Below are 26,259 nucleotides of genomic sequence, written 5' to 3'. Positions count from 1 at the left end.
GGCCATCTGAAACGACACTTAAAAAGAATGAAACAAGGACAATAGCACATGAAAAAAAATGCTTTGGAATTTTGGGTAGGACTGTTTGTCTTACTGGGCGCAGCCGCTATCGGCTTTCTCGCCTTCCGTGCCGCCGGCGGACAATCGTTCGGCAAATCATCACAAACCTACACCGTCTATGCCGATTTCAGCGACATCGGCGGCTTGAAAACCAACGCGCCGGTCAAATCCGCAGGCGTACTGGTGGGCCGCGTTGCCTCCATTCAGCTCGACCCTAAATCCTATCAGGCAAAAGTCGCCCTTAATCTGGACAGCCAATATCAGTTCAGCAGCGACGTTTCCGCACAAATCCTGACTTCAGGCCTGTTGGGCGAACAATACATCGGCCTGCAACAAGGCGGCGATACTGATTCTTTGGCGGCAGGCGACACCATTACCGTCACCAGCTCCGCCATGGTTTTGGAAAACCTTATCGGCAAATTCATGACCAGCTTTGCCGAAAAAAACGCAGACAGTGAATCTGCTGGTCAAAACGAACAATAAACACATATCAACCCAATATTCAGGACACTCCCATGAAAAAAACTTCCTTCATCAGCGCATTGAGCATCGGCGTATTGAGCATCAGCATGGCATTTGCCTCTCCTGCCGACGCAGTCAACCAAATCCGTGAAAACTCCGTTCAAGTGCTGAAAATCCTCAACAGCGACGATGCCAACACCGCACGCCAAAAAGCCGAAGCCTACGCCATCCCTTACTTCGACTTCCAACGCATGACCGCTTTGGCCGTCGGCAACCCATGGCGTACTGCGACTGACGCACAAAAACAAGCGTTGACCAAAGAGTTCCAAACCCTGCTGATCCGCACCTACTCCGGCACCATGCTGAAATTCAAAAACGCCAAGGTCAACATCAAAGACAACCCGGTCGTAAACAAAGGCGGTAAAGAAATCGTTGTCCGCGCCGAAATCAACGTTTCCGGCCAAAAACCGGTCAACATGGACTTCACCACCTACCAAAGCGGCAGCAAATACCGCGCATACAATGTCGCAGTCGAAGGCGCAAGCTTGGTTACCGTATACCGCAACCAATTTGGCGAAACCATCAAGGCCAAAGGCATCGATGGCCTGATTGCCGACTTGAAAGCCAAAAACGGCGGTAAATAATCCACCCACACACCATGCCGCCTGATGTTCAGACGGCATGGTGCCTTACATCATAAAGACACCATGCAAACAGAAATCCGCAACGGCACGCTCTACATCAGCGGCGACGTTACCGTCAAAACCCTGACTGCCTCCGCCTTTGCGCGCTACGAACAACAATGCCGTCTGAAAGAAACAGACAGCATAGACTTCAGCCAAGTAGGCAAAGCAGATTCAGCCTGCGTTTCCCTGCTGCTCAACGCTCTGCGCCGGACAGACAAAAAACCGACCATTCAAAATATTCCCGATTCCGTCCGCGCACTGGCCGAACTTTACGAAATCAAAGACTGGTTGCAATCATGAAAAAAACCACCGCTTCCCTCTGCCTTCTCATCAGCCTTGCCTCCGCGCCCGCACTGGCCGAACGCAATCCGGCCGACCCTTATGAAGGCTACAACCGTACCGTTTCCAAGTTCAACGACAAAGCAGACAAATACGTCCTTTCCCCTGTCGCACGCGGTTATCGCAAAGTAACGCCCAAACCAGTGCGTACCGGCGTGATCAACTTCTTCAACAACCTGCGCGATGTCGTCAGCTTCGGCAGCAATGTTCTGCGCCTTGACGTCAAACGCGCCAGCGAAGACCTCGTCCGCGTCGGCATCAACACCACCTTCGGCCTTGGCGGTTTAATCGACGTAGCCGGTGCAGGCGGCGTACCCAGCAATAAAAACACCCTCGGCGACACCTTCGCCTCATGGGGCTGGAAAAACAGCAACTACTTCGTTGTCCCCCTGTTCGGCCCATCTACCGTACGCGATACCATTGGCAACGCCGTTACCACCGTCTACCCAGTTAAAAACGCCGTCTTCCACACCAGAGCAGGACGCTGGGGCACAATCGGCCTGCAGGCCATCAACACCCGTGAAGAACTGCTCGACCTGACCGACAGCCTCGAAGGCGCAGCCATCGACAAATACAGCTACACACGCGACCTTTACATGAAAGTCCGCACCCAACAAACCGGCGGCACGCTCCCTCAAAGCGAAGACGACAATATCGACATCGATGACTTGGTGGACAGCAACACCACTTCCGAACCGGTAGCAGTACCACAATCCGCTCCGGCAGAAATCCCCGATACAGCCAATCCCCAAACCCTGTATCAAACACCATCAGAAAACCCCTGATTATTCCCAAAAATAAAGGCCGTCTGAAATTCAGACGGCCTTTATCCCCCAAAAGATAGCCAGTCCACCACCTTTGCTATATCATTCAACTATACAGAAACCAAGGAAAACACCATGTACGAAGTCAACCGCAGCGTCTTCCTGCTTATCCCCCTCGATCCTTTTTGGAACTGGCTGAAATCCCTGCCCGGCAATCACCTGGACGGCCTGACGCTTGAAGATATCCAAGCCGATGCCAATTCCTACCTCGTTCGCCCATGCGAAACTGCCGACGAAGTATGGGACGAAATCGAAGCGCGTTTTGAAGACATTTTTGCTGCCGAATTGGCCGACTGGTGCGAAGACGAAAGCGAATGGCCGGATTTGGACGCCGACATTTTCAACGAATGGTTCGACATCCAACTCTCCACCGTGATTACCGACCTCGAACACGAACCCATCGCACGCGAAGAGTTCCAACCCATCAATCTCAACTGATGAAACTGACCGTCCGCAACTACCACCTCGACGGCTACGGCCACGTCAACAATGCGCGCTATCTTGAATTTCTCGAAGAAGCGCGCTGGACGTTTTTCCAAGAGCATGACCTTCTGTCCGAACTCAAAGGCATCATGCTCGTTGTTGCACGCGTCGATATCCGCTACCGCCGCCCGTCGCTTGAAGGCGATGTTTTAACCTTCACAGGCCGTCTGAAAGACATCGGCACACGCCACATCATCCTCAGCCAAACCGCGACCCTACCCAACGGCAAAGCCGCCATCGAAGCCGAAGTGACCCTTATGCCCGTCAGCAGCGAAAGCGGCCGCAGCATCAGCGTTCCCCAAACCTTAGCACACGCCATTCAAAACCTCGAATCATGAAAAAAATACTCACACTCCTTGTCATTGCCACAATTGGCGCGCTTCTTGCCTTCGTCCTTATCCCCAGCAACAAAGCCGCCCCTGAGTTCGCCCTGCCCGACCTGCAAGGCAAAACCATTACCAACACCGATTTAAAAGACAAAGTTACCCTCATTAACTTCTGGTTTCCCTCCTGCCCCGGCTGCGTGAGCGAGATGCCTAAAATCATCAAAACCGCTCAAGACTATCAAGGCAAAAACTTCCAAGTCCTCGGCATTGCCCAACCCATCGACCCCATTGAAAGCGTCCATCAGTACGTCAAAGAATACGGGCTTCCTTTCACCGTCATGTACGATGCAGACAAAACTGCCGCAAAAGCCTTTGGCACACAGGTTTACCCGACTTCCGTCCTGATCGACAAAAACGGCAACATCCTCAAAACCTACGTTGGCGAACCCAATTTCACCCAACTCTACCAAGAAATCGACCAAGCCCTCGCCCAATAAATCCAAGGCCGTCTGAAACCACATTTCAGACGGCCTAAAACCGAAATATCCTTTATAATAAGCAACATTTTATCCGTTCAGACACCAAGCTCCTCTATTAACAAAGGCCGTCTGAAACAACCGAATACCCATAAGAGAACATCATGAAATTTATCGACGAAGCAAAAATCGAAGTCGCCGCAGGCAAAGGCGGTAATGGCGCAACCAGTTTCCGCCGCGAAAAATTCGTACCCCGCGGCGGCCCTGACGGCGGCGACGGCGGCAAAGGAGGCAGCGTTTGGGCAGAAGCCGATGAAAACACCAACACCCTCGTCGAATACCGCTTCGTCAAACGCTACCAAGCCAAAAATGGCGAAAAAGGCCACGGTTCCGACCGCTACGGCGCAGGTGCGGACGACATCGTCCTCAAAATGCCCGTCGGCACCCTTATCCGCGACCTCGACACTGACGAAATCGTCGCCGACCTGACTTATCACGGACAGCGCGTCTGCCTCGCCAAAGGCGGTAAAGGCGGCTTGGGTAACATCCACTTCAAATCCTCCGTCAACCGCGCGCCAAAACAATCCACGCCCGGCGAAGAAGGCGAAACCCGTTCCCTGCAACTTGAGCTCAAAGTCCTCGCCGATGTCGGCTTGTTAGGCATGCCCAACGCTGGGAAATCCACCCTGATTACCGCCGTATCCGCCGCACGCCCCAAAATCGCCAACTACCCCTTCACCACCCTGCATCCGAATTTAGGCGTCGTGCGCATCGACGAAAACCACAGCTTCGTCATGGCCGACATCCCCGGCCTGATTGAAGGCGCAGCAGAAGGCGCAGGCCTCGGCCACCGCTTCCTCAAACACCTATCGCGCACCGGCCTGCTGTTGCACGTTGTTGATTTGGCCCCCTTCGACGAAACCGTCAATCCCGCCGAAGAAGCCCTTGCCATCATCAACGAATTGCGCAAATACGACGAAGAACTCTACGGCAAACCGCGCTGGCTGGTGCTGAACAAACTCGACATGCTCGACGAAGAAGAAGCCCAAACGCGCACCGCCGCCTTCCTCGAAGCCATCGGCTGGGACTACCCGAAACCAGACGACCGCTTCCAATTCGACATGGAAACCCCGCGCCTCTTCCAAATCAGTGCGTTGACCCACCAAGGTACGCAGGAGTTGGTACACCAAATCAACCAATACCTGACCGAGAAAAAACGCATCGAAGCCGAAAAAGCCGAAGCGGAGCAGGCATCGGCAAAAGCCGAAATTGCCGAGCAGCAGCCTAAAACGGATACTGGCGTGTTTAAGCCGGAGTAAAAAATTTCAGACGGCCTTTTTAATAAAATGGAGAGTCGCATGTCTTCCAACTCTTTCTCTTTACGAGAAAACGATGTTATTAAACGTTCAGAATTACATGACCAATACGGTGGCAATAGACAAAGTGGCATTGCTGCTTCGGCAAAAACGCCCAATATCTTCCTCTTTACTCACCCAGAAAAAGGCGAAGACCACGGCTATTATGATCGCTGGGATGAGAAGGGAACCACCCTGTTTTATTGTGGCGAAGGGCAACGTGGCGATCAGCGTATGATCAATGGGAATAAAGCTCTCTTGGAACATAAACAGACAGGAAAAGCCATCCGTGTTTTTGCTAATGACACACTAAATGCTCATGTCCGATACATCGGTGAATTTACATTAGATGAGCATCAGCCTTATATAGTTAAAAAAGCACATGCAACTAATAATGGCCCAGAACGAAACGTATTTGAATTTTGCTTGCACAAGAAGTCCAAATAACCCCAGTTTACACAAATTTTGAAAATCCCATGACCACCATCTACAACACCCTGACCCGCCAAAAAGAACCCTTTGCCCCCATCGACCCTAAAAACGTGCGTATGTACGTTTGCGGTATGACTGTTTACGACTATTGCCACTTAGGCCATGCCCGCGTAATGGTTGTGTTCGACATGATTGCCCGCTGGCTGCGCGAGTGCGGTTATCCGCTCACTTATGTGCGTAACATCACCGACATCGACGACAAAATCATTGCCCGTGCGGCAGAAAACAGCGAAACCATCGGTGAACTGACCGCGCGTTTCATTCAGGCTATGCACGAAGATGCCGATGCTCTGGGGGTGTTGCGTCCCGACATCGAGCCTAAGGCGACGGAAAACATTCCGCAAATGATTGCCATGATTGAAACCTTGATTCAAAACGGCAAAGCCTATCCTGCCACCAACGGCGACGTTTACTACGCCGTGCGCGAGTTTTCCGCTTACGGCCAATTATCGGGCAAATCGTTGGACGACCTGCGCGCAGGCGAGCGTGTAGAAGTGGACGGTTTCAAACGCGATCCGCTTGATTTTGTGTTGTGGAAAGCGGCCAAAGCAGGCGAACCTGCATGGGAAAGCCCTTGGGGCAACGGCCGTCCGGGTTGGCATATTGAATGCTCTGCCATGAGTGAAAACCTGTTCGGCGATACTTTCGACATCCACGGTGGCGGCGCGGATTTGCAGTTCCCGCACCATGAAAATGAAATTGCCCAAAGCGTCGGTGCCAGCGGCCATACCTGCGGCCACGACCACGCTCAAACCCATCATGGTCAAAGCATCGCCAGCCACGTCAAATACTGGCTGCACAACGGCTTCATCCGTGTGGACGGCGAAAAAATGTCCAAATCGCTGGGCAACTTCTTCACCATCCGCGAAGTGTTGAAACAATATGACCCGGAAGTCGTGCGCTTCTTCATCCTGCGCGCCCACTACCGCAGCCCGTTGAACTACTCCGACGCACATTTGGACGACGCAAAAGGTGCGCTGACCCGTCTGTACACTACATTGAAAAACACACCAGCGGCTGAGTTTGATTTATCTGAAAACGCCAACGACTACACCCGCCGCTTCTACGCCGCCATGAACGATGATTTCGGTACGGTCGAAGCGGTTGCTGTGTTGTTTGAACTGGCAGGCGAAGTGAACAAAACCAATGATGCACACCTCGCCGGCTGCCTGAAAGCCTTGGGCGGCATCATTGGCCTGCTGCAACGCGACCCGATTGAATTCCTGCAAGGCGGTGCTGTTTCAGACGGCCTGTCCAACGAGGAAATCGACGATTTGATCGCCCGACGCAAACAGGCACGCGCGGATAAAAACTGGGCGGAATCCGACCGTATCCGCGACCTTCTGAACGAACACAAAATCATTCTGGAAGACAACGCTGGCGGTACGACTTGGCGCCGTGGTTGATTTCATGGCATAGATGAAAGGCCGTCTGAAACTGTTTTTCAGACAGCCTTTTTAATTTTGGTATTTCAAAAAGGGCGCAAACATCGCGCCCTTTGTTTAAAACATCATTTCATTTATGCGCCAAATACTTTCAGACGGCCTTCGATTGGTTGGAAGGCTTTTTCACCGGCTGAAGTCGCGATACCGCCAATCACCATTTGCGCACGCAACAACCAGCTTTCCGGCAGATTCCATTCTTTGGCAATGGCCGCATCAGGCAGCGGATTGTAGTGTTGCAGATTGGCGCCGATACCGGCAGCCGCCAATGTTGTCCAAACAGCATATTGAACCATGGCATTTGCCTGATCCGCCCAGATCGGGAAGTTGGCCGCATAAGATGGGAACTGCTCTTGCAAGCCTTTGACAACATCTTGATCTTCAAAGAATAAAACTGTCGCCGCGCCTGCTTTAAACAAGTTCAGTTTTTGTGCAGTGGCTTCAAACTGCTCGGCAGGAACAACCGCACGCAACGCTTCTTCGACAAAATGCCACACTTTGGCATGTTCTTCGCCAAACAATACGACCACTCGGGCAGATTGCGAATTGAAAGAAGACGGCGTATGCAAAACGGCGTGTTCGATGATTTTGGTTACTTCCTCATTGGACAGAGGCAGGGTATTGTTCAATGCATAGATAGAACGACGGGTTTCAGCAGCTTGTTGCAAAACAGAATAAGTCATGATCTTTTCCTTAAATTAATCTTTATCTTTACCAAAAACGTTATCCAAAGCCCACGCTCCGCCACCGGCTACTGCCAGATACAAAAACACGAAGCAGAACAAAACGGCAGATTCGCCATGGTTAGCCAATGGGAACAAAACATTACCAGAAGACGCGTGCGCCATAAAGTAGGCGACTGCCATCTGACCGGATAAAACAAACGCGGCCGGACGCGTAAACAGGCCCAATATCAATAAGATACCGCCGACAATTTCCAAAATACCGGCCACCAGCATCAAGCCTTCGGGCGCGCCGCCCATGGACATTGGGAAACTGAAAAACTTGGCCGTACCATGCAGCAAAAACAAATATGCCGTAACAATACGCAAGACAGACAATACAACAGGTTGGAATGATTTGAGGGCTGACATCTTAATAATCCTTATTTTAATGGCTACCTGAAAGAGGTAGAGAGCAATTTCAATAAGTGCAGTATAGATAATTCCCAGTAAGAGATATATACTCGAATTATTGACACAACGTTTCCTAATAAGAAATCATGGATACCCTATTCAGCCTAAAAGTTTTCCGCCAAGTGGTGCAAAGCGGCAGTTTTACCCGTGCCGCCGATCAGATCGGCATTTCCACCGCCATGGCCAGCAAACACGTCAGCCATCTGGAAAACACCATTCAAGCCAAGCTCTTACACCGCAACAGCCGCAACCTTCATCTGACCGAAGCAGGCGAAGAATACTACCGCCAGTGCAGCTACGCGCTGGATACCTTGGACACCGCTGCCCAAAAAGCGGCAGGCGGTACCGACACGCCGCAAGGTATGTTGCGCGTTACCATGCCCCTATGGTTTGCAGGTGGCAATATGAGCGCATGGCTAGCAGAATACCGCCAGCGTTATCCCAAAGTCACGCTTGACCTCGTCCTCGACAACCGCCATATCGACCTCATTGCCGAAGGTTTCGACCTCGCCTTACGCGTTTCCAAAACCCCCTCCCCTTCGCTGATCGTCAAACCGCTGGCCAAAATCGAGTTCGTCCTGCTTGCCGCTCCCGACTATCTGGCCCGACACGGCACACCCGATACGCCCGAAGCCGTCATTCAGCATCAAGCCATCCTGCCTTCCTATACCAGTCAACAAAACTGGGAGATTACCCACCGCATTACCGGAGAAAAAGCCATTCTCCATCTCTCCCCGGTTATCCGCAGCGACAACACACTGATGATACGCGAGCTGATTAAAGCAGGCGCAGGCATAGGCTATCAGCCCCTTTGGGCAGTTCAGCAGGAATTGAAGGATGGTACATTGATCCAACTTCTGCCCGATTACACCATCTGGACAGACCAACTGAACGCCACCTATGTCGACAGGGCATTTCTCAGTGCGAAAGTACGCAGCTTTATCGACTTTCTCAATGAAAAAATATCGGAAAGATAAACATCAAGGCCGTCTGAAACACTTTTCAGACGGCCTTTAATCAAAGCAACAATCCAATCAATAATTGGTCGAGCAGAACTGTTCGCGTTTGTCCGCATCGGCGGCATAGCATGTCAAACCCATGCCTGACGCATTACTGTTGTTCGCTTTCGCACCCGGTTTCTTGTTCACCAAAACCTTACCGTTTTTTCCGATTTCCACGGTTACGCCTTTGCCGTTTTTCAGCTTCCATTTCAACACTTGCGCATCGGCACTTTGGCACTTACTGACCGTACAGCCGCCTTCTGTCGCAACATTGCCGTTTTTATAAATCACGCACTGCTGCTGGCTGTCGGTACAGGCTGCATACGCAGCAACGGAGAAACAGGAAATCAGCGCGGCAAACAAAACAGGTTTCATGGTTTGAACTCCTAAGGTTGTGATGATGGGTTTGTGATATTTGGAACTATACGCTTGTTTGCATGTGCCTACTACAAAATGTATCGTTAACATTCAATGGGCGCATCAGTATATCCATTCCACTAATTATCTAATTCGCCTCATACGATAAAGGCCGTCTGAACATCACTTTTCAGACGGCCTTCAATTGGTTTTCTACCTTACCGCTTCAACTTCGCAAACGCATCCGCCATTGCCGAATTGGTTGGGGCGCGGTCGTTGCGTTGGGGTTTGCGGTCGCGGCGTTCTTGATGTCGGGTTTCAGACGGCCTGTTGCCTTTGACTGTGCCGCCCGGTTCGTCATCCAAACGCATGGTGAGTGCAATGCGTTTACGCGCAGCATCGACTTCCAGCACTTTCACTTTCACCACATCTCCGGCTTTCACGACTTCGCGCGGGTCTTGAACAAATTTATTGGACAGGGCGGAGATGTGCACCAAACCGTCTTGATGGACGCCGATATCCACGAACGCGCCGAAGTTGGCGACGTTGGAGACCACGCCTTCAAGTATCATGCCGACTTGCAAGTCGCTGATTTCGTGGATGCCTTCGGCGAATGAGGCCGTCTGAAACTCGCCGCGCGGGTCGCGACCGGGTTTTTCAAGCTCGGACAGGATGTCCAGAATGGTCGGCAGGCCGAAGCGTTCGTCGGTGAAGTCGGAGGCTTTGATTTGCTTCACGCGCTCGCGGTTGCCGATGAGTTCGGCGGCGGTAATGCCTTGTTGCGCCAGCATTTTGGCGACAACAGGATAGGCTTCGGGGTGGACGGCGCTCGCGTCCAACGGCTCTTTGCCACCGTTAATCCGCAAAAAGCCTGCCGCCTGCTCGAAGGTTTTTTCGCCCAAACGCGGTACTTTCAGCAATTTTTTGCGGCTGTCGAACGCGCCGTTTTCATCGCGGTAGGCGACGATGTTTTGGGCAAGGGTTTGATTTAAGCCGGAAATTCGCGCCAAGAGCGGGGCGGAGGCGGTGTTCACGTCCACGCCGACGGCGTTCACGCAGTCTTCGACCACCGCGTCCAGCGATTTGGCGAGCTGGCTTTGGTTCACGTCGTGCTGATACTGCCCCACGCCGATGGATTTGGGGTCGATTTTGACCAACTCGGCGAGCGGGTCTTGCAGCCTGCGGGCGATGGACACCGCGCCGCGCAGGGAAACGTCCAAGTCGGGGAACTCGCGCGCCGCCAGTTCGGACGCGGAATAAATCGACGCGCCGGCTTCGGAAACGACGATTTTGTGCAGCCCCATTTCCGGCATTCCGCCCACCAGTTCGCCCGCGATTTTGTCGGTTTCGCGGCTGGCGGTGCCGTTGCCGATGGCGATAAGTTTCACGCCGTGTTGTTTAATCAGGCGCGACAACGTTGCCAACATATTGTTTTCTTGATGCAAATAGACGATGACGGTATCCAACAGCTTGCCCGTGTCGTCCACTACGGCGCATTTCACGCCGTTGCGGTAGCCGGGGTCGAGACCCAGCGTGGTCAGCCGTCCGGCGGGCGCGGCGAGCAGCAAGTCTTTGAGATTGCGGGCGAACACGGTAATCGCGTCGGTGTCGGCGGCTTCTTTCAGACGATTTAGTGCTTCAAGCTCCAACGACAAAAAGATTTTCGCGCGCCAAGTCAGGCGCACGGTATCGCGCAGCCATTTGTGGCCGTCTGAAATCTTGAAACGGCGGGCGATGAGTTTCTCGTATTCGCTTTGCTGCGTAATCGGCGTGTCGTCGGGCTGGTATTTGAGCGCGATATTCAAAATGCCTTCGTTGCGGCCGCGCAATACCGCCAGCGCGCGGTGGCTGGGCATAGTGCGGATGGGTTCGCGATGGTCGAAATAATCGCTGAATTTTTCGCCTTCTGTTTCTTTGCCTTCAACGACTTGCGCGTGGATTTCGGCTTCATTCCACAGCTTGTCACGCAGCGTACCGATGAGTTCCGCGTCTTCAGCAAACTGTTCCATCAGAATCGTGCGCGCACCGTCCAGCGCGGCTTTGGCGTCGGGGACATTTTCGTTCAGGTAGCCCTGCGCGGCGGCTTCCACGTCCTGCGGCTGCTCGGCAAGCAACGCATCCGCCAGCGGCTGCAAACCGTGTTCGCGTGCGATTTGTGCTTTGGTGCGGCGTTTGGGTTTGTAGGGCAGATACAGGTCTTCCAGCGCGGTTTTGTTGTCGGCGGCTTCGATTTGCGCCCTGAGGTCGTCTGAAAGCTTGCCTTGCTCTTCAATACTTTTTAACACAACGGCTTTGCGCTCTTCCAATTCGCGCAGGTATTGCAGCCGCTCGGCAAGCTGGCGCAACTGCGTATCGTCCAACCCGCCCGTGGCTTCTTTACGGTAACGCGCGATAAAGGGGACGGTCGCGCCATCATCTAAAAGCTCAATGGCGGCACTGATTTGCGCGGCAGTGGCGGAGAGTTCTTGGGAAAGAATTTGAGTAATGTTCATCAATAGAATTCCAACGGACAGGCCGTCTGAAATTTCAGACGGCCTGATTTAAAAACAATCGCTTTAAGGCAGCGAATTATAATATTCGTAGGCTTTGTCCATGTCTTCAAACTGGTACATATGCCCTTTTTCCAGCACCATCGCATTATCACAATATTGCTTCATGGCGCTGTGGCTATGCGATACCAAGATGATGGAACGGTCTTTGCGCTTTTCAAACAACTCGTACTTACATTTATCGGCAAAGCGCGAGTCGCCAACTGCAATCACTTCGTCAATCAGATAGCAGTCAAACTCTACCGCCAACGACAAAGCAAATGCCAAACGTGCCTTCATACCTGAAGAATAACGCTTGACCGGCTCATAAAGATATTGACCCAGCTCGGAAAACTCTTCGGTAAAGTTCTTCACATAATCGATGTCGACGTTGTAAATCCGACAGATGAAACGCAAATTGTCCATACCGGTCAGACTGCCTTGAAACGCACCGGAGAATGCCAAAGGCCAAGAAATACTCATCGTACGTTTGATTTCTCCCGTGGTCGGCGGTTCAACGCCACTAATCAAACGGATGAGCGTCGATTTACCTGCACCGTTGCGGCCAAGAATACCGATTTTCTCGCCCTTCTCCATTTTGAAGTTGATATCGTGCAAGACTGTCCGCCAACCTTGGCGGGTCAGATACCGTTTGGAAACGTGTTCAACTGAAATCATTGCGGCTCAACCCCTTTGCTGAATCTCGCCACCATCGCCAAACCAAGCAGCAGCAAAACCAAGTTACACAACAAAATATACCAAGGATTTTCGTAAGTCGTGACGCTGTCGCCAAAATATCCGGCACGGAACATTTCTGTACCATGCACCATCGGAATCATCAGCACATAGTGTTGTAACTGCTGAGGCAGGTTGTGTACGAAGAAAAACACGCCGGATAAAGGCATCATCACAAAACTGATGGTACTCCAAACCTTACCAAACGGTTCAAAGTGAAACGCCACCGAACAAATGACCAGCCCCAATCCAACGGCAAACATTGCCATCAAAAGCCAAGCCAACAACATATAGAAAATATCTGCCGGTACATCAATCCAACCGATGATGACCAATGCGAACATAATCACGACCTGCGCAATGGTGGCGCCGGCAATCTCCAACAACATACGCGCAAAAATGGTATCCAAAACGCGTACATTTCGGTGATACAGCAAGCTTGTATTGGCCGAAATCGAACCGATGGCACGATTAGAAGCATTACGCCACATCATCATCATCGGATAGCCTGTCAGCGTGAATGCAACGATATTCAAAGCTGACACGTTGTGCATGCGGAAAAATTTCCACATCAACACCATAACCAAAGTCAGCAGCAAAGGTTCGACAAACAACCACAAAAAACCAATGTTATTACGACCGTAGCGAGTAATAATTTCACGCATTAAGAGTGCGCCGATTACCCTTTTTTGAATAAGCAGCGACTCCAAAAACGATGTTTTATGTAGCTCTTTCATCAGTTTTTATGCTCACGGATACTTGCCGTCAGCAACACGGCTATGCCATAGACAATCAAACCGATGACAAACGTTGCCACGATGTTGTACAAACGGTTTGGCTCATGTGCCAAGTCAGGTTTGTTCGGCTGGGAAATCACTTCCAAATACAATTGCTGACGATCTGCTTCCGCTTTTGCACTTTCCAAAGAAGTCATCGCCGCAGCCAATTGTTTCTCAGCCAATTCGTTTTCCAAATACACGCGCTGATATTCCGCCGCCTGATTGGACAATGATCCCTCGCCACCGCCGGAAATCGCTTTCATTTGTTGCGAGATTTCTTTACGCAAGCTCTTCTCACGCGCAATCAAACCTGGAATTTGCGGGTTTTCAGGCGTAACAGCTTTTACCTGGTCAAGCTGGGTTTGAATGACAATCAACTCATCCTGCAATTTGGATACCAAACCCATTTGCACATCGGATTGCGCCTTCAAGTCGAAAATACCGTTGGAAACACGGAATTTTGTCAATTGGGCAGAAGCTTCTTTAACTTTCTCCTCAGCCGAATTGACCACTTCTTGAGCATAACGAATCGTATCCTGACGAGCACGTTCGTTCAGCTGGTTGATCAATACCTCGCCCTGTTTGAGCAAAGCATCATTGATCTTTTGAGATTCACCGGCATTGAACGATATAACGCTCAAATTGGAAATGCCTGAGACAGAGTCAAAATGGATGGATACCTTATCGCGGTAGTATTGATAAAACGCTTCATCCTCGCCACGCAGGCCAAAACCATTAAAACGGCTGAAGATGTCGCCTTCTTTTTCATAAAAATCACGAACGGGCATTTTCTTACGCAACGCGTCCAAAGCTGAACGCGACTGCATATATTCCTGCACGGTATAAATATCGTCTTGCGCACGAGAGAAACCAGACCCCTGCAAAATGGCACCCAAGCCGTTCAAAGACGATTGGCTCTTAGGAGAGCGCACCACAAAGCTGGACTGGGATGTGAACTGATCGGAAGCAAATATTCCGTAATACACACCGGAACACAAAGTCGGCACGATAACCGTTACCCAAAGCAACGGATTAATCTTACGTAACCAAGACTTTTTGGCCTTTTTCTTTTCGGGAGCCGGTTGTTCCGGTTTCACATCCACATTTGCAGAAACTTGCTCAGACATTATTTTCCCCATTAGTTCACTAAATTATTAATACTGTTCGCACTGCTCACCACAGGTGAGAACACAAATGACAAGAACTTGCGTACTTCAGCCATCGGCGCATTCGATACGTACACCACGTCCTTATCCTTCACAGGGAAACGCTGCATCCAAAACATAGAATTCGCATCTGCCAGGTTCAAACGGTAGACCACAGGAATCTCCGCACGATCGCCATAACCCTTTTCAACCCATTTAGATTGTTTCTCAGGAGGCAGCTCGGATAAAGGCGCATAACGGAATACAAATACACCGCGCGCATCTGCACGATAATCCTGCAAACCGCCCATACGTCCCACAGCCTCAGCCAAAGACAAGCCCTTCACAGAGAAACCAATCTGCTGCGTATGACCAACCGCACCCATAGACGTAAACGTGCTCGGATTTGTAATCATCGTGATCACGTCACCGCGACGCAACAAAATATTTTGACGCGGATGCGCCACCAAATCTTCCAGAGCAATCGTTCTGACAACATTACCGCGTGTCAGCTGTACGTTCGTATCCTGAACATTCGCAGTCGAACCGCCCACCGCAGCCACCGCATCCAACACACGCTCGCCTGCAGCCGTCAAAGGCATACGCACACTGTTGCCCGCACGGATAACCGATACATTCGCCGCATTATTTTGCACCATGCGCACCATTACCTGCGGCTGGTTCGCCATTTTTTTCAGACGGCCTTTAATAATGTTTTGCACCTGAACCGGTGTTTTACCAAGGACAGACACATCGCCGATAAACGGCACAGAAATCGTGCCTGAAGAGCTGACCATCTGTTCAGGCAGCTTCGTTTGCTGCGCATTACCCGAACCGGTAGACGACAAAGCTCCGCCGAACAACACAGCCGGAGGAGCTTCCCAAATCGTAATGTCCAGCACATCACCTATATTGATAGCCCCTATTGATGACGTACCATCGCCCAACTGAGCAAATGACTGATTAACTTGCGCTTGATATAGCGACTGAGCTACCGCACCATTCACATCAATCAATTCCACCTCCGGTACTTCGGCTGTAGCCTGCTGTTGCCCCAAAGCAACAACATTTCGTGTACTTGGGCCGGAAGTAGGAAGAGAAGAGCATGCAGCCAACAGACTGACACACAACAATAACATGCCCCTGCGGGTAAGACATTCTGCTTTCAACATTGATTAAATCTCACTATACTTTTAATTACGCACAGCCATTATAACACCTGATGAAATATTAGGCCGTCTGAAAACCTGACATAAGCATCAAAAGACATCACATTACAGCGAATACCGTCATGAGAAAACTTAAAAAACTGATTCAACAACCAGGTGTATTCTTCCGCGACTATCTCAACAAAAGATACCCTGTCCGAAACGCCGAACAGCGTACAACAGAGTCTGACGAACCGGTCATTATCGACAACAGCCTGTATTTAGCCGAAATTGAAAATAGTATCGACCTTCCCCCTATTAAAGTTGATGTCGTTTTCACATGGGTAAATAACCAAGATCCCAAATGGCAGCAACACCGCCGCCAATATAGCCCTACTGCCGAAAAAAACGCACTTCACAATAATGACGAAGCTCGTTTCAGCAACCACAACGAACTTTACTATTCACTTCACAGCGTGCGTACCTTCCTGCCGTGGGTTAACCATATCTACATCATTACCGACAACCAACGCCCCGATTGGCTCAACCCTGCCGACTATCCCAATGTCAGCATAATAGATCACAGTCAAATCATTGACCCACAATACCTGCCCACCTTCAATTCGCATGTAATCGAAGCACACTTGCACAACATTCCCAATCTAAATGAGCACTTCATCTATTTTAACGATGATGTATTTGTTGCCCGACCATTACCGAAGGAACATTTTTTTCACGCCAACGGGATTGCTTCACTTTTTATTGCAGACAAAAGCCTAAAACAAATGTCCGAAAGAGGAACCGACACACCCACTCTTTCCGCCTCAAAAAACTGTATCGCACTATTACAACAGCACTACGACTGCCACATCGACCGTCCGTTAGTACACACCTATATCCCACTGCATAAAAGCAGCTTTCAATTTGCTTGGCAGCACTACCGTACTGAGATTGAAGCCTTTTTATCCAACCGTTTCCGTTCTAACCACGATCTCAACCTTGCCACCTTCCTCGTACCTTGGCTGATGTTTTTAAACAGGAAATCTACAGTAGGTAATGAAATATGTTATTATTTTAATATCCGCTCCAACAAAGCGCCTGCCCAATATATCAAGCTCTTAGAAAATAAAAAAAATGGGCGGCAGCCACACTCTTTTTGTGCCAACGATTTTCACAGCCAGCAACAGATTGAAAACTACCAGGACAAACTGATTCAAATGCTGGAAAATTACTTCAAAACCAAATAAAAATAAAAGGTCAAAAAAATGAACAATAAAAAATTTCGGAAGCTCTTACGAGACCCTAAACTCTTTTTCCGCGACATGTACGCCAAACGCGTAATGAAACTCAAAAAATACCTTCCCTTAAAATACGAAGGTAATAATCAATTTACAATCGTTTCAGCCGTTTATAACGTCGAAAAATACCTTGATGAATACTTTGACAGTATCGTCAAACAAAGCTTGAATTTCAAAAAACACATTCAAATCATTCTAGTAGATGATGGGTCAACCGACCATTCAGCAGAAATCATCAAACGATGGCAAGCCAAATTTCCTAAAAATATCCATTATTTTTACAAAGAAAATGGCGGCCAGGCCTCGGCACGCAATCTAGGTTTACAACATACACAAACGGAATGGGTAGTATTTACTGACCCTGACGATTATCTTCACCCTGACTACTTCAAATCAGTAGATACTCAAATTAGCCAACATCCGTCGGCAGTAACCGTAGCTACCAATATGATTTTTTTCTTTGAAAATCAAAATATTATAAAAGATAATCATCCTTTAAAATTCCGTTTTGATAAAACCCACGTTATTGATGTTGCTAAGCTCGATAAATTTATCAATATGTCAGCTGCCTCCACCTTTTTCAGAGTCAGCCATATTAAAAAACAGAATTTGGTGTTTGACCACAATGTTAAGCCAAACTTTGAAGATGGCAAATTTATTGCAGACTATTTATTAGATTTGCAGGATGCAAAAGCTGTGTTTGACAGAGATGCCGTCTATTTCTATCGCAAACGTGAAAGTGGCACATCCACTTTAGATACTTCTTGGCAAAAAGTAGAAAAGTTTTCTAATGTTTTTGAGTATGGCTTCTTGCCTATGCTTCAAAACTATAAAAACCGCTTAGGGCATGTACCCTCCTCAATACAAAAAACCGCATTATATGATATGGCTTGGTATATCCAAAAATTGCTTAATAGACCTGAACGTCTAGATTTGTTGGATGCCAAACAAAAATCACATTTTTATGATCTAATGCAGCAGGTTTTTAATTATATTGATCAAAAAAATATTATGGAATTTGGCTTAGCGGGAGTATGGCTATTCCATAAAGTTGGTATGCTTGGAATGTTCAAACAGAGCGAGCCACCATTCCAAATCGCCTATATTGAAAACATTGATCGTGAACGCAAACAGTTCCTTATCAGCTATTTTACCTATTTCGACCAGCCATATTCTGTGCAGGCTGATGGGCATGATCTTATTCCTGTCTATGTAAAAAGCGTAGTTAATAAGCTAAATGAACAATTATTTGTTTACGAAAAACGTTTGTGGGTTCCCTATGGGGATGTTGCAGACAACGCCAAAATTAATATTCTACTTAACAAAAAAGCAATGCGAATTTCGATTAAAGGTAAAACCTTTATGCACGGCATCGCATTAAATGAACTTATCGGTTTATTTACGCCGTCTGAAAAATACCTTTCAGACGGCAGTTGGCTCTTGATGGACAGGGAAACCAAAGCTGACGACAACGCTGAGCATTTTTATCGTTATATGATGCAGAACCACCCTGAACAAACTTGTTATTTCGCACTCAACAGAACCGCCTCTGACTGGAACCGTCTCGAACAAGAAGGCTTTAAACTTGTAGAATTTGGTGGTAGAGAATACGAACAACGTTTGCGTAAAGCTGAAAAAATCATTTCCAGCCATCTAGAAAAACACATTAACAATTATTTTGGTGATTTGTACGAACACAGCAAAAAATTCGTCTTCCTTCAACATGGAGTCACCCAAAACGACCTTTCTGCATGGTTCAATACTAAAACTAATCTACATTGTTTTATTACTACTGCCACCCCTGAATATCAAACAATCATAGCTAACCCTAGCCGCTATAAGCTAACAAAAAAAGAAACAGTGTTAGCAGGCTTTCCTCGTTATGATAGTTTAGTATCAAAAAATATTGATCAAAGTAGAAAAATCCTAATTATGCCTACTTGGAGAAACAATATTGTAGGACAAAATATTGGTCGCGGTAGCAACACACGTGCGTTAAATAGTGATTTTATGAAAACTTCCTATGCGCAACATTGGTTTAATTTTTTGCACTCTATAAATTTAAGACAATTAGCAGAAAAGTTTAACTATGAAGTTATATTTGCTCCACACCCGAATATTGAGCCTTATTTAGACTTCTTTGATATTCCTAATTACATTCAGGTTTGGAAAGGATCAAGTGCTATAGAAAGTATACAAACCTTATTTGGCCAATCATCAATTTTAATTACTGACTATTCCTCTGTAGCCTTTGATATGGCATATCTGAATAAATCTATTATCTATTATCAATTTGATCAAAAAGAATTTTTCTCTGGAGCCCATACCCTTCAAAGGGGATGGTTTGACTATGAAAGTTCTGGCTTTGGGCCAGTCACGTTAACTGAACAAGAAACATTTAATGAACTAGAAAATATTCTCAAAACGGGTTTAAAACCAAAATATCTTGAACGTATCCGTGCTACCTTCCCATTTCAAAAAGGTGGTAACTGCGAACGTGTGTATCAAGCTATTATCGCCCTTGATCATGCCGAAACTGTCGACAACCTACCGATTCTGGTCGATATGATTGAGCAAGCAGAAAATCATCAGGCATGGGACTTGGCTGCAAGCCGTATTCAAACTCTGCTTGATACAGGCCGTCTGAATGCGGAAGAAACAGCTGATTATCGCCATCGTTATCTGAACGCTTTATTTGAGAGCAAACAGTTTGATACTTTGCAAAACCTGTTACCTGATTATCCCGATACCGCAGGTTACTGGAATGCGAAAATGGACTTATATATCGGTAATGCCGTTAAAGGGGCGGAATTTTTTGCTGAAAACGAGCATATAGGAACGCAAAATGATTTACTTATAGCATTACTTGCAGCCTCGTTTCATCAAGCAAAAAGGCTGTCTGAAAAACTGTTTGCCCGGATAGGTACAGACTTATCCGACTCATATCAACCTTTGTTGACCGTAGCACAAAAGCTATCGGAGCAGAATTATTTTGTAGCATTGGCTTTACTGAAAACGTATATTGATAGCTTGGACGATCGCACAAAAGGTTATCTAAAACCCGAGCTATTGGCTTCTTACCTCTGCATGAAACTTGGTAACTTACAAGGCGCGCATCAGTATTTGGTTTCTTTTGAAAACCATACTCAGAATGATCCAAGTTGCCGTATCGCCATTGCAAGACTGGCAAAATTACGCGGTGATTCTGAAAAACTATTTACCCAGCTTAACCGTGCCTTTGAAGAAAATCTGCTCTTCATTCCTGAAGATTTAACAGTCGATTATCTGAAAAAAATGTACGCTACCGGCAACACTGACGGCGAAGGATATCTATTGGCTCAACTGCGCCAAAAATATCCTGAGAATCCGTCTTTGGCCTTGTATGAAGCTGAAAAACTAGCCCAAAACCAAGATTGGGAGTCTGTCACCAAAATATTGGCTGATTTTGCACAAACCTCACCGGAAACGATGTATCTTTATACAACTGCTTTATGCCGTCTGAAAAACCATCAAACAGCACAACGTTATTTTGACAGTCTCTCTCTACAAGACACAGCAGCATATTGGAAACTGGCAGCTGAAATAGCCGAAGCGAAAGGTGACAAGGCATTACAGGCTGAGTGTCTGAAAAAACAATTGGCTTGTTTAGAGTAATCTCTGTCTTATCTTAAAAAAGGCCGTCTGAAAACTTTTATGTTTTCAGACGGCCTTTACTATTAGATGCACTAATCAAGTTCTACTGTTGAATTGATATAGGTAACATGATTCATTTCTGCCAAATCCTTACCTTCATCTATATCTGTGTATAAAACATTATTGCGTTCCCAAAATACATCTTTGCGTATGACTTTAGCCGGCACGCCTGCAATAACACAGTTATTAGGAAAATGTTTTTTCACTACCGAAAATGCACCAACAATACTACCGCTACCAATCTTTGTACCACCCCAAATTGTTGCGCCATAGGCTACCCACACTCTGTCTCCAATGGTAACGTCTTTAGAAACATTTAAACGTTTGCCAGTATGAACATTATAAATCGGGTGTGCATCATCAGTACGGATTTGATTATTCGTGGCAAACATACAATCTTCACCAATGGACAAGGTTGTATGTTCGGCAACAGTAATATAAACCGGATTGGTACTGGTAGTTTTACTGCCGATGTTAATCGTACAGCCTACTCCCAAACACCATTGGCCTTGCATAGAAACATTCTCGCCAATATAGACTTTGCTGTCCTTGCCTAAAAATTCCAAAAACACATTACGCAAGTTTGCATTAGGGTGGATAACAACTTCATTCCCACCTCCTCCTAGAAATTGGAAATGACAGTTTCGCAGATTATCAGGTGCAGTAATTTTATTTCCGGAAGTATCAATATAATTGCCTGACATCACTTCTTTTTTACGGCTGTTAACTACTGGCCGTTCAGAAAAATATTGTTCCGCACGTTCGGCCAATTTGATAAAGACTGCACAGGTTTGGGCAAAATCCAAAGCACTGACATCATAAATGTATACATTATCCCCATCCTGCTTAGATAAACTGAAGTTTGGAAACATTTCTCCGATATTATCTATCTCACTTTTATTACGATAAAACAGGAAAATCTTCTGCCAAACTAAATTTAAACTGACAGAAAATGGTGTTTCACGGTCAGATTTGAAATTGCAGTACACATTCTGCTGATAATAAATATCAACAGACGTATTTTTTAATTTGATATTTTTAAGAATTTCTTGCTGAAATTCTTCAGTCGTTTTATCTATCATTACATTCCCCAAACATGATAAATATGGTTCAAATATTAAAAAAATAGACAGTAAATTTTAAACTTACTGTCTATTTACTTCGCATTTAGTTCAGATTAATGTCCGAATCAGTGATATGGATGTCCAACAGCAAATTATTGATAATGGTATTGGACAAGAATACTGTGTTGCCTGAAAAATCTATGTGCTTTTGAATTTTTTCAAAGTCAAATTCACATAATACAACTGTAGGCAATGCTTCTTTCAGCTCTTTAATATCCGGATAAAACTCTGATACCTTAGCCGATGAAATGACCACTTGATTTTCAAGGTTATGATCAATTACATCCGGTAGCTTTTTGAAAGTCTCCAAAATCGGCGTACGGATAGAGTGCAGATACAATGGATCTTTGCCACCATAGTATTTATGGTTGCCCAAAAATGGGTCGATTGCAAAGGTTTTGTACCCACCAATTAAGCCGTGATATACCGCTCCTGTACCGCCTGATGATGCACCGCAAATGACTACGTTTTTCTTATCTACGCCATAAATATTCATCAGGCTCTTAATGAAACGCTGGATATTGTCTTCGATATTTTCATCAAACTTTGTATTCAACCCGTGACTGCCAAACGCGTCTGATACATCAGCCATACGGATGATATAAGTATTTGGCATAATGCTGTTGCTGATAAATGGAAATGGGTGGCTATAATAACGGTCAACCATATTCTCATTGCTCTTATTGGTATAAGAGAACAACACCAATAGATTTTTCTTGTTGGCACTCAATACTTTCGGTGCTTCAACAGTATAAATAACATTTTCCAACTCATGGAAAGAGTCTGGGAAATAAGCCAAAAGATCTTTATAACTGTGCTTGTTCACACGACGGAACACACTTACACCCATTTTGTGTTCAACAGCTAAAAAGCCTCTATTATTTAGCTCATAGACATAATCACTTAGACCATGATTCCGAGCATAGCTTAGGAAAAACTCATTACTGTCGCCTTTAACACCAATGTATTCAACTTCCGGCTTATCCAAGTACTCGGCTAAATTAATGCCTTTATTTTTTTCAACATTCAGGATGTAGCACAGTTCGCTGCCAAGATAAATGGAAGTAACTTCTAAAATCTCACTAAATTTATCCTCAATTTTTGCCCAATCGGCTTCAGCAAATTTAAAAGACAATACTGTCTTTTCTTGATTAACCGATTGCGGGTAACTTCCATAGACTTCTGAAATATATTTCAAAAATTTTGGAAAATCAGAAATTTGAGAAACCTTGCTCTTATTACGCTCAATAAAGTTAAAGGTTTGTCCTACTACCGTATAACTGACGCTGACAAAATAGTCGTTCAACAGAAAATCAAACACTATACTTTGATTGTTATAAATCCAAGCGTTAACCTTTTGAGGATCAATCTTGGCTTTTCGTAAGATGTTTTGCTGAATTTTATATAAATCCATTTTATAAACCCTGTTGATATTTTTCCAACAATGCTTTTTTGTCGGTTTTGTGGTTGGTGCTGACTGGAATTTCATCAATGTGAATAAATTCAGACGGCATCATGTAAGACGGTAAATTTTGTACTAATGCGTCTTTGATCGCCTGAGTATCTGCACTTTGCTTGGCTGTATAGAAACACACCAAACGCAATACTGCGCCTGTGTTGCGCTTCAACGCCACTACTGCCACATTATCAAAGGCAAATTCCTTAAGGTTAAGGATTTTTTCTTCAATTTCTGAAAGTTCGATACGGTAGCCATTGAGCTTAATCTGCTCGTCTTTACGGCCTTGTACATAGAACAATCCATTTCTTTCAAAACCGTAGTCACCTGTTTTATAAGTGCGGTTATCTGCACTGTGTACTACCAAGCGTTTGGCATTTTCAGTTTCGTTGTTCAGATAGCCACGCATCACATGATTACCACTAATCCAAATCTCTTCGTCAACAATCTCTAATTTGGAATTAAGCACGGCAATGCCTACAGGCAACTCTTCTTCTGCCGCCAGCATATCAGGCGTAATATCAACGTAAGTTGTTGCTACAGTAGCCTCAGTCGGACCATAGGTATTGATAACACGGACACCGGGAAATTTTTGAAAAATCATATTTACTACAGGTTTGCCAAGTTTTTCGCCACAGAACAAAAATTCCTTCAAACTCGGTAAAGTAGCCTGACTACATTTAGGGTTGAGCAGCTGCTGCATGGCAAAAGAAGGCGTGGAAACCCAAGTAGTAATTTGTTGTTTGACCAAAAAATCAATCCAGGTGGCAGGATTAGAAATAGCATCACGACTGTTCATGACAATGCAACCACCGTAAGCCAAGTTGCCAAAGATTTCGTACATTGACAAATCAAACGCAAACGGAGCCTGATTCATAAACACATTAGGTGCGGCTAAATTAAGCTGCTCTTTCATCCATTTCATCAGGTTGAATACAGCTTCACGACCGATTTGCACCCCCTTAGGTGCGCCGGTTGTTCCTGAAGTAAACATGATGTAAGCCAAATCTTTTTCAGCCAACTCTACTTCTTCATCAGTCTGCTTTTCAAAAGTTTGCGTTGCCGAACGGTACACAAAACGTGCTTTCGACAGTTGGCAGATATTGTTCAAACGGCTTTCAGGATAAATACTATCCACCGGAATAAAAGGGATTTTGTTTAATAAGCAGGCATAAATTGCCACTGCAAAATCAATTTCTTTATGGCCGTGCAACACCAAAGGAATGTTTTTGGTAATATCTGCTATGCTTTTGTAAGCCTCGATAAATGCGGCTATTTTTACGCGCAACTCTTCCCAAGAACATTCCTGAGTATCATTAACTAACGCTTTTCCCGAAGTTTGGCTGAAACGGTATTCCAAAAAATCATCAAGATTTTGGAATTCATTTAATTGTTTCATGATTTAGCCTTTGTAATTATTTTCAACATATTGAATGATATTGGCTGAGTTTGCCAAAATATCAACCAGTTGCTCAAACGGCAAATCAACATCAAATTTTTGTTTGATGGCCATAACCAAATCCATTGCGCTCACAGAATCAATAAGTCCCGTAGACAACAATTCTTCATTTGCTGACACTTGTTTTTGTGCAACTTGTGAAATCAACGCCAAAACTTCGTTAGATACTGACATGGTAAGATCCTTTTATTAAAATTGAAATGATAACGCTTTGCACCCTGTGCATAACATTGTGATTATCCCATATTTTTTTACTTTTCAGGTAACTAAATATACAATAACCAAATAAAGCAATCCCTCTTTGACAACACTTACACCAAGCCATCTGAAAGCGTTTGTATTTTCAGCCAACCGGTTTCACGACTTCCAAACACAATTTTAATTAAGGAAAACCAATGACTATTCTTATCACCGGCGGTACCGGTTTTATCGGCTCGCATACCGCTATTTCGCTGATTGAAGCGGGCTACAATGTCGTAATTCTTGACAATCTGTGCAATTCCAGTATCAACATTCTGCCACGTCTAAAAAAAATCACTGGCAAAGATATTCCTTTTTATCAAGGAGATATCCGAGATCGCGCTATGCTGCAAAAGATTTTTGCCGAACATAAAATCCAAACTGTGATGCACTTTGCCGGTTTGAAAGCGGTAGGCGAAAGCAATACACTACCTATGAAATATTACAATTACAACGTATCGGGTAGCTTGATTTTGGCAGAAGAAATGGCTAAGGCAGGAGTATTTAGTATTGTATTTAGCTCATCTGCTACAGTATATGGTGACCCTGCACGTACGCCAATTACCGAAGATATGCCAGTAGGAGGTACAACCAATCCTTACGGCACATCAAAATATATAGTCGAACGTATTTTGACTGATATTCAAAAAGCCGACCCACGCTGGAGCGTGATTCTGCTACGCTATTTCAATCCTGTAGGCGCACACAAAAGTGGTTTAATCGGAGAATACCCAAATGGTATTCCAAATAACCTCTTACCGTATATCTGCCAAGTCGCTTTGGGTAAACTGACAGAGTTGTCAGTATTCGGAAACGACTACCCTACCCCTGATGGCACAGGTGTGCGCGATTATATCCATGTTGTTGATCTGGCCGATGGCCATTTGAAAGCTATGCAAAGCCATTCAACCAAGTCCGGTGTACATATATTTAATTTAGGCACAGGTAACGGCTATTCCGTACTAGATATGATCAAAGCCTTTGAAACTGCTTCAGGCCTGAAAGTTCCTTATCGAATTAAAGACCGTCGCCCTGGTGATATTGCTGTTTGTTACGCCGACCCTGCCTACACCAAAGCGCAGACCGGTTGGGAAACCAAACGCAATTTGGCGCAGATGATGGAAGACTCATGGCGTTGGGTCAGCAACAACCCAAATGGCTACGACGATTAAGTTGACTTAATACAGGCCGTCTGAAAGAGATGTTTTCAGACGG

Annotated in this window: 26 protein-coding genes; 14 read left to right on the top strand and 12 right to left on the bottom strand. The window is 46.3% G+C overall.

Features of this window, described 5'->3' with window-relative positions:
• Nucleotides 1–48 precede the first annotated feature (48 nt).
• From mlaD to cysS, 10 genes are all read left to right on the top strand, one after another.
• Nucleotides 49–543, top strand: a complete 495-nt coding sequence (gene mlaD / locus O3681_RS06405; protein WP_003681819.1) for an outer membrane lipid asymmetry maintenance protein MlaD — start codon at nt 49–51, stop codon at nt 541–543.
• 32 nt (nt 544–575) lie between these two features.
• Complete coding sequence (locus tag O3681_RS06400; protein ID WP_371459548.1) at nt 576–1,166, top strand: phospholipid-binding protein MlaC; 591 nt, start codon at nt 576–578, stop codon at nt 1,164–1,166.
• A 63-nt stretch (nt 1,167–1,229) separates the two neighbouring features.
• Nucleotides 1,230–1,508: a lipid asymmetry maintenance protein MlaB gene (locus O3681_RS06395; RefSeq protein WP_036493932.1), complete on the top strand. Its 279-nt coding sequence runs from the start codon at nt 1,230–1,232 to the stop codon at nt 1,506–1,508.
• Entirely contained in the window at nt 1,505–2,332 is an 828-nt protein-coding gene (locus O3681_RS06390) for a VacJ family lipoprotein (protein WP_371459547.1), read from the top strand. Before O3681_RS06395 ends, O3681_RS06390 begins: the two co-directional genes overlap by 4 nt.
• A gap of 114 nt (nt 2,333–2,446) precedes the next feature.
• Nucleotides 2,447–2,809, top strand: coding sequence for a hypothetical protein (locus O3681_RS06385; RefSeq protein ID WP_003681812.1), 363 nt, complete (start codon nt 2,447–2,449; stop codon nt 2,807–2,809).
• Nucleotides 2,809–3,192, top strand: a complete 384-nt coding sequence (locus tag O3681_RS06380) for a thioesterase family protein (RefSeq protein ID WP_003681810.1) — start codon at nt 2,809–2,811, stop codon at nt 3,190–3,192. The genes O3681_RS06385 and O3681_RS06380 overlap by 1 nt, the downstream gene beginning before the upstream one ends.
• Nucleotides 3,189–3,677 (top strand): peroxiredoxin, encoded by a 489-nt coding sequence (locus O3681_RS06375; protein WP_295708618.1) that lies wholly within the window; start codon nt 3,189–3,191, stop codon nt 3,675–3,677. The genes O3681_RS06380 and O3681_RS06375 overlap by 4 nt, the downstream gene beginning before the upstream one ends.
• 143 nt (nt 3,678–3,820) lie before the next feature.
• Complete coding sequence (gene obgE / locus O3681_RS06370; RefSeq protein WP_371459546.1) at nt 3,821–4,975, top strand: GTPase ObgE; 1,155 nt, start codon at nt 3,821–3,823, stop codon at nt 4,973–4,975.
• Nucleotides 4,976–5,014: 39 nt separating this feature from the next.
• A complete protein-coding gene (locus O3681_RS06365) occupies nt 5,015–5,458 on the top strand; it encodes a YDG/SRA domain-containing protein (protein WP_107737412.1) in 444 nt (147 codons plus the stop codon).
• A gap of 29 nt (nt 5,459–5,487) precedes the next feature.
• Nucleotides 5,488–6,909, top strand: coding sequence for a cysteine--tRNA ligase (gene cysS / locus O3681_RS06360; RefSeq protein WP_371459545.1), 1,422 nt, complete (start codon nt 5,488–5,490; stop codon nt 6,907–6,909).
• A gap of 113 nt (nt 6,910–7,022) precedes the next feature.
• Here cysS and O3681_RS06355 read toward each other — a convergent pair whose 3' ends face one another.
• Both O3681_RS06355 and O3681_RS06350 read right to left on the bottom strand, forming a co-directional pair.
• Nucleotides 7,023–7,628, bottom strand: coding sequence for a nitroreductase family protein (locus O3681_RS06355; RefSeq protein ID WP_371459544.1), 606 nt, complete (start codon nt 7,626–7,628; stop codon nt 7,023–7,025).
• 15 nt (nt 7,629–7,643) lie between these two features.
• Nucleotides 7,644–8,039, bottom strand: coding sequence for a DoxX family protein (locus tag O3681_RS06350; protein WP_371459543.1), 396 nt, complete (start codon nt 8,037–8,039; stop codon nt 7,644–7,646).
• A 128-nt stretch (nt 8,040–8,167) separates the two neighbouring features.
• Between O3681_RS06350 and O3681_RS06345 the strand changes: the two genes are divergently transcribed.
• Nucleotides 8,168–9,058 carry a LysR family transcriptional regulator gene (locus O3681_RS06345; protein ID WP_371459542.1) on the top strand — a complete coding sequence of 297 codons (891 nt, stop codon included), beginning with the start codon at nt 8,168–8,170 and terminating at the stop codon, nt 9,056–9,058.
• A gap of 57 nt (nt 9,059–9,115) precedes the next feature.
• Here O3681_RS06345 and O3681_RS06340 read toward each other — a convergent pair whose 3' ends face one another.
• From O3681_RS06340 to O3681_RS06315, 6 genes are all read right to left on the bottom strand, one after another.
• The gene (locus tag O3681_RS06340) at nt 9,116–9,457 is read right to left on the bottom strand and encodes a hypothetical protein (protein WP_003683849.1); all 342 of its coding nucleotides are present in this window, start codon (nt 9,455–9,457) and stop codon (nt 9,116–9,118) included.
• 200 nt (nt 9,458–9,657) lie between these two features.
• Nucleotides 9,658–11,931: a Tex family protein gene (locus O3681_RS06335; protein WP_371459541.1), complete on the bottom strand. Its 2,274-nt coding sequence runs from the start codon at nt 11,929–11,931 to the stop codon at nt 9,658–9,660.
• Between the two features lie 63 nt (nt 11,932–11,994).
• Nucleotides 11,995–12,645, bottom strand: a complete 651-nt coding sequence (locus tag O3681_RS06330; protein ID WP_003747991.1) for an ABC transporter ATP-binding protein — start codon at nt 12,643–12,645, stop codon at nt 11,995–11,997.
• The gene (locus O3681_RS06325; RefSeq protein ID WP_049323612.1) at nt 12,642–13,439 is read right to left on the bottom strand and encodes an ABC transporter permease; all 798 of its coding nucleotides are present in this window, start codon (nt 13,437–13,439) and stop codon (nt 12,642–12,644) included. Before O3681_RS06325 ends, O3681_RS06330 begins: the two co-directional genes overlap by 4 nt.
• Nucleotides 13,439–14,608 (bottom strand): capsule biosynthesis protein, encoded by a 1,170-nt coding sequence (locus tag O3681_RS06320; RefSeq protein ID WP_107723843.1) that lies wholly within the window; start codon nt 14,606–14,608, stop codon nt 13,439–13,441. Before O3681_RS06320 ends, O3681_RS06325 begins: the two co-directional genes overlap by 1 nt.
• 11 nt (nt 14,609–14,619) lie before the next feature.
• Complete coding sequence (locus tag O3681_RS06315) at nt 14,620–15,798, bottom strand: polysaccharide biosynthesis/export family protein (RefSeq protein WP_107723844.1); 1,179 nt, start codon at nt 15,796–15,798, stop codon at nt 14,620–14,622.
• 119 nt (nt 15,799–15,917) lie between these two features.
• Here O3681_RS06315 and O3681_RS06310 point away from each other — a divergent pair, with 119 nt between their 5' ends.
• Nucleotides 15,918–17,021: a stealth family protein gene (locus tag O3681_RS06310; protein WP_371459540.1), complete on the top strand. Its 1,104-nt coding sequence runs from the start codon at nt 15,918–15,920 to the stop codon at nt 17,019–17,021.
• 18 nt (nt 17,022–17,039) lie between these two features.
• Nucleotides 17,040–20,726, top strand: coding sequence for a CDP-glycerol glycerophosphotransferase family protein (locus O3681_RS06305; protein ID WP_107723846.1), 3,687 nt, complete (start codon nt 17,040–17,042; stop codon nt 20,724–20,726).
• Nucleotides 20,727–20,797: 71 nt separating this feature from the next.
• On the opposite strand, the gene O3681_RS06300 is transcribed toward O3681_RS06305, so the two are convergent.
• From O3681_RS06300 to O3681_RS06285, 4 genes are all read right to left on the bottom strand, one after another.
• On the bottom strand, nt 20,798–21,847 hold the full coding sequence (locus O3681_RS06300; protein ID WP_107723847.1) for an acyltransferase: 1,050 nt from the start codon (nt 21,845–21,847) through the stop codon (nt 20,798–20,800).
• A gap of 85 nt (nt 21,848–21,932) precedes the next feature.
• Nucleotides 21,933–23,303: an XcbB/CpsF family capsular polysaccharide biosynthesis protein gene (locus O3681_RS06295; RefSeq protein ID WP_371459539.1), complete on the bottom strand. Its 1,371-nt coding sequence runs from the start codon at nt 23,301–23,303 to the stop codon at nt 21,933–21,935.
• 1 nt (nt 23,304) lies between these two features.
• The gene (locus O3681_RS06290; RefSeq protein ID WP_107723848.1) at nt 23,305–24,744 is read right to left on the bottom strand and encodes an AMP-binding protein; all 1,440 of its coding nucleotides are present in this window, start codon (nt 24,742–24,744) and stop codon (nt 23,305–23,307) included.
• Nucleotides 24,745–24,747: 3 nt separating this feature from the next.
• Entirely contained in the window at nt 24,748–24,978 is a 231-nt protein-coding gene (locus tag O3681_RS06285) for an acyl carrier protein (RefSeq protein WP_003747973.1), read from the bottom strand.
• Nucleotides 24,979–25,199: 221 nt separating this feature from the next.
• Here O3681_RS06285 and galE point away from each other — a divergent pair, with 221 nt between their 5' ends.
• Entirely contained in the window at nt 25,200–26,216 is a 1,017-nt protein-coding gene (gene galE, locus O3681_RS06280) for a UDP-glucose 4-epimerase GalE (protein WP_107723849.1), read from the top strand.
• Nucleotides 26,217–26,259 lie beyond the last annotated feature (43 nt).

Source organism: Neisseria sp. 27098_8_158, assembly GCF_041433145.1.
Lineage (GTDB): Bacteria > Pseudomonadota > Gammaproteobacteria > Burkholderiales > Neisseriaceae > Neisseria > Neisseria subflava_E.
This window is presented reverse-complemented; position numbering and strand designations above follow the sequence as displayed.